The 10,027-nt window shown below is 50.5% G+C and carries 11 protein-coding genes; 4 read left to right on the top strand and 7 right to left on the bottom strand.

All coding sequences use genetic code 11. The annotated features are described in order from the left end of the window. Window positions 1–22 precede the first annotated feature (22 nt). From Y017_RS15605 to Y017_RS14800, 7 genes are all read right to left on the bottom strand, one after another. The gene (locus tag Y017_RS15605) at window positions 23–223 is read right to left on the bottom strand and encodes an HIRAN domain-containing protein (RefSeq protein WP_369751982.1); all 201 of its coding nucleotides are present in this window, start codon (window positions 221–223) and stop codon (window positions 23–25) included. Between the two features lie 138 nt (window positions 224–361). Next, a complete protein-coding gene (locus Y017_RS14825; RefSeq protein ID WP_035461802.1) occupies window positions 362–970 on the bottom strand; it encodes a hypothetical protein in 609 nt (202 codons plus the stop codon). 106 nt (window positions 971–1,076) lie between these two features. Then, the gene (locus Y017_RS14820) at window positions 1,077–1,814 is read right to left on the bottom strand and encodes a Cthe_2314 family HEPN domain-containing protein (RefSeq protein ID WP_035461800.1); all 738 of its coding nucleotides are present in this window, start codon (window positions 1,812–1,814) and stop codon (window positions 1,077–1,079) included. Between the two features lie 114 nt (window positions 1,815–1,928). Next, window positions 1,929–2,468, bottom strand: a complete 540-nt coding sequence (locus Y017_RS14815) for a DUF4326 domain-containing protein (RefSeq protein ID WP_231483550.1) — start codon at window positions 2,466–2,468, stop codon at window positions 1,929–1,931. A 65-nt stretch (window positions 2,469–2,533) separates the two neighbouring features. Beyond that, a complete protein-coding gene (locus Y017_RS14810; protein ID WP_035461795.1) occupies window positions 2,534–2,974 on the bottom strand; it encodes a DUF488 family protein in 441 nt (146 codons plus the stop codon). An 8-nt stretch (window positions 2,975–2,982) separates the two neighbouring features. Further along, window positions 2,983–3,597 carry a hypothetical protein gene (locus tag Y017_RS14805; RefSeq protein ID WP_035461793.1) on the bottom strand — a complete coding sequence of 205 codons (615 nt, stop codon included), beginning with the start codon at window positions 3,595–3,597 and terminating at the stop codon, window positions 2,983–2,985. 570 nt (window positions 3,598–4,167) lie between these two features. Beyond that, a complete protein-coding gene (locus Y017_RS14800; RefSeq protein ID WP_035461791.1) occupies window positions 4,168–4,557 on the bottom strand; it encodes a tautomerase family protein in 390 nt (129 codons plus the stop codon). A 358-nt stretch (window positions 4,558–4,915) separates the two neighbouring features. On the opposite strand from Y017_RS14800, the gene ilvD reads away from it, so the two are divergent. The 4 genes from ilvD to Y017_RS14780 all read left to right on the top strand — a co-directional run bounded on the left by ilvD (window position 4,916) and on the right by Y017_RS14780 (window position 9,938). After that, window positions 4,916–6,763, top strand: coding sequence for a dihydroxy-acid dehydratase (gene ilvD / locus Y017_RS14795; RefSeq protein WP_035461788.1), 1,848 nt, complete (start codon window positions 4,916–4,918; stop codon window positions 6,761–6,763). A 162-nt stretch (window positions 6,764–6,925) separates the two neighbouring features. Continuing rightward, window positions 6,926–8,242: a 2-hydroxychromene-2-carboxylate isomerase gene (locus Y017_RS14790; RefSeq protein WP_011589587.1), complete on the top strand. Its 1,317-nt coding sequence runs from the start codon at window positions 6,926–6,928 to the stop codon at window positions 8,240–8,242. A 222-nt stretch (window positions 8,243–8,464) separates the two neighbouring features. Further along, on the top strand, window positions 8,465–8,851 hold the full coding sequence (locus Y017_RS14785; RefSeq protein WP_035461786.1) for an MAPEG family protein: 387 nt from the start codon (window positions 8,465–8,467) through the stop codon (window positions 8,849–8,851). Between the two features lie 91 nt (window positions 8,852–8,942). After that, window positions 8,943–9,938, top strand: coding sequence for a 2Fe-2S iron-sulfur cluster-binding protein (locus tag Y017_RS14780; protein ID WP_035461785.1), 996 nt, complete (start codon window positions 8,943–8,945; stop codon window positions 9,936–9,938). The last annotated feature ends 89 nt before the right edge of the window (window positions 9,939–10,027 follow it).

Below are 10,027 nucleotides of genomic sequence, written 5' to 3'. Positions count from 1 at the left end.
CCTCGATTAATTTTCGGGGGGATTACAGGATCGAAGCAGCGTCTCTAGCGTCTGATTTCAACCAGCCGAGTGGTGCTCCTTCGTTATTCAGCACGGCTACGGCGTGACGATCATGAGCGTTGTCCGGGTCCGCCCTGAGGGTCAACGAATCGTTCCGACGGCATTTCGCGATTAGGTCTTGTCGAGACACTCCGTCTTCATTGTCATATGAAACGCCACGCACCTTTACAACGGATGACTTATCCACCGCTATCTCCTCGTGACTTAACGCCTCAAACACTGGCTTGGTGAAGTTGGCTGCTTTTTTGGAACAAAAAAGGTGACAGCTTTACCAAGTCCGAGTGCTTTGACTTGTTATGACTTAGCTTGGGTCATTGCCTTCAGCGGTTTCTACTTCAGCACCACTTTCAGTATTCTCAATGTTTTTACTTTTATCAGAGCCATTAGCAGTAGATGCTTTTTCAAATAACTCCTGAGTTAATTCAGCTAGCTGCGTCTGTGTTAATCCACCATTTGCGTGAAGCTGGCAAAGACCGTAAACACCGATGCTTAAAAATGTCGATTGATCGCTAACGGTAATCAGTTTTTCAAGAGCTTGAGAAAAGTCACCTTTTATGGAGCCACTTGCTACCCCTGAACTTATTATTTCGGCAGGCAATTCCGCGCTTCCAGAATTGTTTTTTGAATAGGTAGCTGGCTGAATACAGCCTTTACCACCCCGTGAGATAAACGCAGCATTGAACTCAGGCGACCAAGCAATTAATGCCCCTATATGCTTTTCATCCACTGTATTCTCATCTTCAGGCCCTACTGCTTTTTTGAGTTCAATGTCCTTTATATTTCCCTGATCATCCACTACTCCATTAACTTTCACATAGGAAAGCCTAGCGACATCGGAGCCATACCAAATTCTATTTGCACTACATCCCGATATTAGTGTAATTAAAACCACTATTGCTATTTTATTCATACATCTTCCTTGGTTGGTAAATAGTCGTGAGTCATAACGCCAAGCTCTGCAGAAATTCAGAAGCTCCAGCGAGCAAATTTTCCGTAGCAGCGCCTTGTTATAACTTCTAACTGACAATCTTTTTTTGCCTCTCGTACTCTGGATTAAGCTCTAAAAATAGAGTGCTAATTAGAGTGTATAGGGCGCCGTTTATTTCTTTGAATTCAGACTTTTTATCAAATAAAAACCTTTTAAGATGTTCAGTCCGTACGTACTTATATCTCTTGACCTGCTCCTCATTATCTATGTGCTCGAAATTGTTTAAATAGAACAATTCAATTTTCTTTAAGTCTCTATCAAGTAACGAATGACGATGAATGAGCGTATGCCTTATTTGCTCGTGCTCACTAAGATATTTACTTATGGCTTTAACAGCCTTAAGGATTTCTGGGCGGTGCTGAACTTTGTAATTACTGACTATTACGCCATGACTTACATTAGCTTCATTAATACACAGGTGAAATACAGCATTTACAAGTTGAAGAACTCGATCATGTACAGACTTTATACGAATTAGGTAATTCTCAATATTGTAAATTAGATGCTCTGCCCTTGAAGCTTCTTTCTTTGAGTAATCAAAATTCGATAACAACTCGATAGCCAAATCGAGTTGTTTACACCAAGAGATTGTATGGACTAAGTAGAAACCTACTTTTTGAATGTAATATTGATATTCAGATAGTTCAATATTTTCAGGTAACTCTATAGCTAACCTATCAAATTTTATGTCAGAAAAAGCCGCTACTCCATCTTCAAGCACAGACAATAAGAAAGCATTTTCATCTAACTCCGAAAATTTACTCATTACTCTCCTGGGTTATAACGCCGCGCTCAGCCGCAGACAAAAATGGCGCTTGTTTTGCGGTACGCAAAAACGAGTGGCAGTTTTGGCTGTCGGTTGCAGCGCCTTGTTAAGCGCTCACTTTCCGTCGTCCCACGAATTTAGAAAATCTGCAAGAACATCACCATGACAGGCTTGTGGCTTACAAAAGCAGCCCAAACGCTTTCCTGCTAACTTGAATACTTCAGACTTCTCCTTGTTTGGGAATTTCTCGTAATCAAAGTCATACTTGTATTTTCGTATAACCTCCTCACGATCATCGCCCTCCTCATACATTGAGTAAGGATTCCCCCAATAGGAGCCCCTTCCTATATACTCATAATTCGGTGTACTTTTATCTGATTGGTATTCTGTTTCGGTTTTAATATTTATAACTCGTGTTATTGAAACTCCAATAACCCTTAATGGCTTTCCGCTTTCTTTTAGTGTCGCTGTTTCTTCCGTGAACTCTTCACCATCGTCGAAAACAATGGCGTGAGTTATATCTTTGGGAGTCCAGCTAGCTAACTCCATGCTTGTTATGTCATCTGATGATTCATCACAGAGCTTTGCAATTAAACCATTTGGATCAGATGGGTACACCAATCTGACCGTGCCAAGGCTCGAGGTTATTTTCATAACCTTTCGCGAAAACTTTGAATAGCAATTAAAGAGCTTCGGATAAAGAACTAATACAGTAGCCATTAGTATAAATGCTTAACTTTTAAATCTAGATCTGAATGTTGATTAAGAAACTCAACCACAAGCCTTCTATGGCAAAGATGCGGCTCATGCTCGCTGCACAATAAACAACCATGATCAAGTAATGCTGGTTTTATTGATTTCTCAATATTTCTCTGCCCCATCAAGTTTAAAAATTTATCCTCATACACTTCCCAAGGCATATCACCTTTCTTGTAGGCATTTAAAATATCTTTAGTGGGGGCTAGTTCAGGGGAGTGCACGTAATCTGCGCCACAAAGTTCATTTAAAAAGAATTTCAAATCATCCCTCTTAGCAAAACCAGCCAATTGAGACACGTTATTCAAACGAACATCGATTAGTGTTTTAACATTCGACATCTTTAAAAAATTAAAAAATGTTTCGGCATTTTTTTTTGTAAACCCGATCGTATATATATCCATGTAAGACCTTAAAAAATTGTGGCTACTAGCTTGTAGCAATATCCTTGATATTCTTCACCTAAACTAATACAAAGAATACCGTTTACTTCACGCCGCTCTCGCAATATATCATCAAATTTTGGATCAGTAGCAGCTAAATCGTAACCACTCCCATTGTAGTTAAATGAAGCTCGTCTTTTCTCATCTCCAGTAGTATATAAATTGAGATTATCAACCTGCACGAGATAAAGAGATTGATCAATACTATAAAGACCCATAGTGATTAGACTGTGCTGCACTCTATTTTCATGGCCCCATAGATCATCAGGAGTGTCGAGATAAGCTACTAATTCCGCTTCGCTAATCGAATAGTTTTGGCGCCACAAGTTACCATCGATGAGATAATTTTCTGGTTGATGTGAAAGGGGAGCATGTTGCGAAAACCCCATTCTAATTTTTTGAAGAGGCTTAACACAAAAAGTGCCATAAGGATTTTGATATTTAGCTTGTTCATGACTTAGTTCGGCACCATTTGTATTAGAAACTGGCCGAATCCAATTCCCTGTATTTATGCACTTGCCAGCAACGCAATGCTGACCGTGTTTAACAGAGTTTGCGAATACGATAATTTCTGCTTGAGTCATTCTACATCCTTGCTTACTGATTACAGGCGCTTAACAGCGTATTCAGTCGAACGTTTCGACATATCTTTTTTCGACATATTTCTTAGCCGGCCACCGCATATAATTCCGATAAACCCATAACCTTTAGCAACTTAGCCAAAAAGTGAGAACCTTTCCCATCTGACAAAACTCGAACGAGCGGCCTATTTCCGGGGAGTTCAGGCACATTTAAGTCGCAACCTGAACCAACGATCAACGACTTAGCGAGTTTTAAGCTCTCTCCTACACGCATTTGCGCCCCGTTCTGTTGAGCACGGGTTCCCATAGCCCCAGCCTGCTATGGGGAAGGAAAACGCTATGAGCAATAGAACCACAGATATTCCAGTTTCCATTCCTGCTAAGCCCGTAAGGCTTCTTGATCAGTTCCGTGCTTAGCTGCGCACTAATCACTATCGTTACCAGACTGAACGAACCCGGAGATACAGTCTTTTCTGGGATTCTTGTATCGGGGCATTTTCTTCCTCTGGTTAAGAGAAGGCGCCCACTAAAGCGGGGGAGCAACACAACCCGGCGGGGCTACTTGTTAAACTTTCACACCTCAACGGTATATCCCAGCGCCAGCTCGTCACCCGGCAAACCGCGAATCCCCCAATTCTCCTTTGGAGTTTCAAATAATGTGATTTCAATATCTTGGAGCGTAATACCAACCTGCTTATTAATATTTGAGAATATGCTTTTTATGAGGGCTTTTTTTGCCTCAACAGAACGCCCCTCAAACATTGATATTTCAACTATTATATATTTTTCTGACCGATCGCCAGGGTAGATAAATTCACTTGGCTCAAGGGTAATGAATCTATGGAATTTCTTCTCTGGTGGATAATTGAGCGCGGACATTACAGCGTTATGCACGGAGGCAGATATTAAAGCTCTGTTTTCGTCGAGATTAGGCTTTAAGCCATATATTTTAATCTGAGCCACATTCAGTCCTCGTGGAACTTAACAGGCATTAGAGATCCGGCTCGAACATCCAATGACCGCGCCGGCTTCATATCGCCGTTATTAACTTTGTATAACGAAGGAGAAAACCCCATTTCTCAGCTCTTCGTGCTTAACGGAAAAATTCACTCTATCTCAGCAATTTATAAAAATATGTAAGCCATATCCTACATTTCCAACTGGCGTGCGAGTGAAGGGCTGCTCTGGCTCTATGCAGGTTAGCTTCTGCATTACCGGAGCGCCTGAGCCCTTTCGCCGTGCGAGCAAGGCTCCAACAGTGTGGGTCTGTGGGTTACAATGCCGTCCCTATGTCCCGCTATTGACCATTAACGAGGTTCCCATGCCGCAGTATCGCTCCCGCACCACCACCCATGGCCGCAATATGGCTGGCGCCCGTGCCCTGTGGCGCGCCACGGGCATGAAGGACGGGGACTTCGGTAAACCGATTATTGCCATCGCCAACTCCTTTACCCAGTTCGTACCGGGCCATGTGCACCTGAAGGACATGGGCCAGCTGGTGGCCGGTGAAGTCGAGAAGGCCGGCGGCATCGCCAAGGAATTCAATACCATTGCGGTGGATGACGGCATCGCCATGGGCCACGACGGCATGCTCTATTCTTTGCCCAGCCGCGACATCATTGCGGATTCCGTGGAGTACATGGTTAACGCCCACTGCGCCGACGCCCTTGTCTGCATCTCTAACTGCGACAAGATCACTCCTGGCATGCTGATGGCATCCATGCGCCTGAATATTCCGGTGATCTTCGTGTCCGGTGGCCCCATGGAAGCGGGCAAAACCAAGCTGGCCGAGGGCAAGCTGGACCTGGTAGACGCCATGGTGATGGCCGCCGATGACAGCGTGGACGAAGAAACCCTGAACGAAGTGGAGCGTTCCGCCTGCCCCACCTGCGGCTCGTGCTCCGGCATGTTCACCGCCAATTCCATGAACTGCCTAACCGAGGCACTGGGCCTGTCGTTGCCCGGTAACGGCTCACTGCTGGCTACCCACGCGGACCGCCGCGAACTGTTCCTGGAAGCGGGCCGGCGCATCGTGGACGTTACCCGACGCTACTACGAGCAGGACGAAGAGGCCTTGCTGCCGCGCAATATCGCTTCAGTGAAAGCGTTCGAAAACGCCATGAGCTTGGACATCGCCATGGGCGGCTCCACTAACACCGTGCTGCACTTGCTAGCCGCAGCACTGGAAGGCGAAGTGGACTTCACCATGGAAGACATCGACCGCCTAAGCCGTAAGGTGCCGTGCTTGTCGAAAGTGGCCCCCGCCACCCAGAAATACCATATGGAAGATGTGCACCGTGCCGGTGGTGTGATGGGCATTCTCGGCGAACTGGACCGGGCTGGCCTGCTCAACCGCGACATTCCCATGGTGCACTCGGCCTCTGTGGCCGAAGCCCTGGAGCATTACGACATCATGCGCACCCAGGATGAAGGCGTGAAAAAGATGTTCACCGCCGGCCCGGCAGGCATCCCCACCCAGACGGCCTTTAGCCAGGAAACGCGCTGGGAAAGCCTGGATGACGACCGCGAAAACGGCTGTATCCGCAATTACGAAAATGCCTACAGTAAGGACGGCGGCCTAGCCGTGTTGTACGGCAACATCGCCGAGCGCGGTTGCATCGTGAAAACCGCCGGGGTGGATGATTCCATTCTCACCTTCACCGGCCGCGCCCGAGTATTCGAATCCCAGGATTCAGCGGTTCGCGCCATCCTCGGTGATCAGATCGTTGCCGGCGATGTGGTGGTAATTCGCTACGAAGGCCCCAAAGGCGGCCCGGGCATGCAGGAAATGCTCTATCCCACCAGCTACTTGAAATCCAAAGGGCTGGGCAAGGAATGTGCGCTGCTCACCGATGGCCGTTTCTCCGGCGGCACCTCCGGCCTGTCCATTGGCCATGCGTCCCCGGAAGCCGCAGAGGGCGGCGCCATTGCCCTGGTGAATGAAGGCGACACTATCAATATCGATATTCCCAACCGCACCATCCATCTGGATATCAGCGATGAAGAGCTGGCGCACCGCCGCACTCACATGGAAAACCGTGGCAAGCTGGCCTACAAGCCCAAGGAAATTCGCCCACGCCGTGTTTCCACCGCCCTGAAAGCCTACGCCGCACTCACCACCAGTGCAGACCGCGGCGCAGTGCGTGACTTGAGCCAAATCGGCGAATAAGCTAAATCATCAAGGCGACCATCAGGTCGCCTTTTTTAGGCCTCTTCGTCACGGCCCTACACAATAAGACAAACGGGTTACATCCCTCTTTGAGGCCCTGCTGTAGAAGTGTAGCCTAGCGGAATCTCGACGCCCTCTCGGCTAAAAGGAGCAGCCTAGCCCATGAGCATCAAACACAAGCTGATGCCCCACTTTGCCCGCCTGATTACCAGCGAAGGGCTACAGCAATGGCGCCGTCGTCTGCTGGAGTGGCGCCGAAAACTGAAACGCCAACCGCACCAGGCCACCTTCTATTTCCGCATTGATGACCCCTATTCCGTGCTAATGGCCCAGGTACTTCCACGCTTTTCTCAGCACTTCGGCATTACCGTTACCCCTCGAGTAATGCTGTATTTAGACCAGCAGATGTACCCAGCCGCAGACATGCTCGCAGAGCTTGCCCCTCGCGATGCGGTTCAGCTGGCCGAGCTGCACGGCCTGGATTTCCCTAAAGACTGGCGATTGCCTGCGCGGGAAGTCAGCCTGGCAGCAACTCGCTGCCTACTCAAACATGAGGGCGACGAGCGTTTTTGGAGCCTGGCCGCCGCACTGGCCGATGCCCTGTGGCGTAACGACCACGACACACTCGAAGCCCTGCTCAGTGAATATGGCCAGCAAGCGGCCGATCGAGCACAGCTCTCTCTGGAAGCGCGCCGCGACCAGTTTCTTAACGACGGCCACTACCTCACCGGCACCCTACATTACGCCGGTGAATGGTATTGGAGCGTGGAACGGCTGGACCACCTTGGCCACCGCCTTAACGCGCTGGGACTGGGCAGTGCAGACTGGCCGCTGCCCTACGGCCGAGCCAAGCGGGCACGTTTGAAGGACACCCCGGAAAGCCTGAAAGGCGCCCCGCTAACGCTGTACTTTTCTTTCCGCAGCCCTTATTCCTATCTCGCCCTCTCGCGGACCTATGCACTGGCCGATCATTACGGGTTGGCGCTGAAAATTCGCCCGGTGTTGCCCATGGTGATGCGTGGGCTCACCGTCCCCAAAGCCAAACGTTTCTATATTCTCAAAGATGCCGCCCGCGAAGCTCGCTTACACGGCGTGCCCTTTGGCAAGGTCTGCGACCCGGTGGGTGCTGGGGTGGAACGCTGCATGGCCATTTGGCCCTTCGCCGAGAAAGAAGGGCGCTTGCGCGAATGGCTGCGCGCCGCCGCCGTAGGCATCTGGAGCCAGGGCATTAATGCCGCCAGCGATAACGGGCTGAAATTTCTGGTGGAAAACGCAGGCCTAGACTGGAACCGTGCCCGCCGCTGGCTGGATGACGATAGCTGGCGCGACCTCGCCGAGGACAACCGCAACGCCATGATGGAAGCGGGTAGCTGGGGCGTGCCCAGCTTTATGACTCAAGATGACATGGTATGGGGGCAAGATCGTTTTGCGATCATTGAGCACAGCCTGCTAGCCTCACAGGCCGATGACAGAAACTGAGCTAAGCTGCTCTCTGTTTTAGTAAGAGCGCATGCTTATCACCTGAACGCGGTGCCGGCGAACTCAAGAGTGAAGGGTTTGCCGGCTCAGCACAAAATGCAGCCAGGGCCTTGTTCCGGTTCCAGCTTAAGGCTTGTCGCTTGCTTTGCACTGCAATCGTCATGTAAGCATAGCCCCTTAATTACATTAAAAATTACATTAAAAAACCTTGGAGATATCATTATGACCCTTGCCTATTGGTGTGTGCTTGCCGCCATCGTCTTGCCTTACCTGTCCACTTCACTGGCCAAGTTTCAAGGTGGTTTCGGCCCCAAACAGAACCATAACCCCCGCGAATTTCTAGAAACATTACAGGGCAGCCGCAAGCGCGCGCACTGGGCCCAACAAAACGGCTTTGAAGTCACCCCGGCTTTTGCCGCTGCGGTAATCATTGCCCACCTGGCGGCCACATCACCGCAGGGCACCATTGATGGCATCGCGCTGGCCTTTGTCGTCAGCCGCATCCTGTTCACGCTTTGCTACGTGGCAGACTGGGCCAGTGCGCGCACCTTGGTTTGGGCCTTCGGCATGGGTTGTATCGTTGCGCTGTTTGTTGGTGTTGGCGGCTAAGAGAAAAGCAATTGATAACGAACGCTGCCTCCAGCCTGCGCTGGGGGTAGCGTCAAGACTATCGAACTCTCCAATATCAATTCCCTCACCCATGACCCAGACCTTCACCATTACCGTCAACGGCAAGGGCGCCTTCCCCTGCCGCGCAGACCAGACCATTGTCGAGGCCGGGCAGCAGGCGGGCTTCGGCTTTCCCGTCGCCTGCCGTAATGGCGTGTGCGAGCGCTGCATGGGCCAGCTCCGCCATGGGCAAGTGCAGCAAAAAAACCGCACTATTCACGCAGGCGAAGACAACCCCTCTGGGGTGCTATACTGCGTCGTCCTGCCACTCAGCGACTGTGAGATTGATGTGCCCGAGGTAACTGCGCCCGGCGAATTGCCGGTCCACCAGATCCATTGCCAAATTCAGCAAATCGACGCCCTCAACCACGACGTGAGTCGTGTCTGGCTGCGCCTGCCAGCAGGCAAGAAAATCCAGTGGCATGCGGGCCAGTATCTAATGCTGAATCTACACGGCGAGAGCTACCCCTTTTCTATTGCTAACCATTGCCATGGGCGCAATATCGAATTGCACATTCGCCACGGGGATGACAACAGCGCCACCCAAGACATCATGGCCAGCCTGCAGTCCGAGCACACCGTCAGCACCACCCTGCCCGCCGGCCTGCGCTTTATCGACAGCGCCCCGGAACATCCGGTGTGGTTTATTTGCGGCTCCACCGGCTTTGCGCCAGTGAAAGCCATGATCGAGCGTCTGATCGCGCTGAATTTCTCTTTGCCGGTACGGCTGTTCTGGGGTGCCCGCACCGATGCAGACCTGTATCTGCCGCATTTGCCCGCCCAATGGCAGGAAGCCCTAGCCGATTTTGACTTCGTTACCTCCTTGTCCGACATACGCCACCCGGACCATGCCGAAGGGCTGGTGCACGAAGCCGCATTGGAAGCGCTCGGAGAACCCGACCTGCCGTTATTCTTTCTGGGTGGCTCGCCGCCCATGGGCTGGGCCGTGTTCGACGCACTGGTCGCCGAAGGTGTCCCCGCCGGGAATATTCATTGCGACGTTTTTGATTACGCGCCACGTGACTAGCAGCAGGCCTCAAGCTACAAACGGCATCACGCATTAGGCCCTCGCTTCCCCGGGCTGGCAACAACCGGGCTCGCGTTGTAGCTTGTACC

Origin of the sequence: Alcanivorax sp. 97CO-5 (assembly GCF_000524665.1) — a bacterium.
In the GTDB taxonomy this organism is placed as follows: domain Bacteria; phylum Pseudomonadota; class Gammaproteobacteria; order Pseudomonadales; family Alcanivoracaceae; genus Alcanivorax; species Alcanivorax borkumensis.
This window is presented reverse-complemented; position numbering and strand designations above follow the sequence as displayed.